The sequence below is a fragment of the Treponema sp. R6D11 genome (genome assembly GCF_054786075.1).
In genome coordinates this window covers 1-883 of sequence record NZ_BDHD01000459.1, presented here as the reverse complement: position 1 = coordinate 883, position 883 = coordinate 1, and the positions used below count along the sequence as shown (strand labels likewise).

1 protein-coding gene is annotated in these 883 nt (G+C 41.0%); it reads left to right on the top strand.

What is annotated here, in order from left to right; genetic code table 11:
- Positions 1–883: TolC family protein (locus tag ACYVTD_RS13955; protein WP_461248329.1), on the top strand; the 883-nt coding region annotated here is incomplete at both ends.

Sequence of the window (883 nt, the reverse complement as noted above, 5' to 3'; positions counted from 1 at the left end):
GGGGCTTGATGACGCTGTTAATCGGGCGTTGGAGTATAATCTTTCTTTGAAAAAAAGCGAGATTGATCTTGTAGCTAGCGGTTACTCGGAAAAAAATCTTTGGTCGGAAATTTTTCCGTCGATTAGCGCAAGCGCCAGCGCGGGGTACAGAAACAAGTTTTTTAGCGATATTCCTCTTAACAATAACGGTTTTAATTATAGCCTCGGTTTCGGCGTTACCCTTGGTTTGAACGCGGGTATTCCGTATACAATGAAAAACATTAAATTGGCTCATCAGGGGAATATTTTAAAATACGAAGACGCTAAAAATCAGCTTTCTATCCAAATTACCAAATTATTTTATTCGCTTACCGCGGAGAAAAATAATCTTCTGCTTCTTGAAGAAATTTTTAATCTGGCGCAAAGGCAGTATACAAGGAGCGAGGTTTCATTCAGGAATGGGCTTGTAGGGGAGCTTTCCCTTACGCAGAGCAGTCTTGCACTTGAAAACGCGCGTTACAATCTTAACACGGCAAAAACAGCCCACAAAAACAATATGTCTGATTTTCTTGCCATGCTTGGAATGTCAGAAAACGAGGACATTACATTGTCAGGCGAGGTTAATATAGTAAAGATTGACGCTGACGCGGAATCGCTTATAAATGATTATCTTCCAAAGCGTCCCGACATCATAAGGGCGAATCAGGAAATTGAAAGGCTTACATTAACACAAAAGCAAACCTTATTACAAACAAAAGCTCCTTCTTTAAATTTATCGTTAGATTGGAGCAGTTCCAATTTTGATCCTTTTACCGATACCATAAGCGCGACCGCCCGCGTCAGCATACCGATTGATCCGTGGATTCCCGGAACAACTAAATTTCAGAACGTCTCAAAGGCTTCA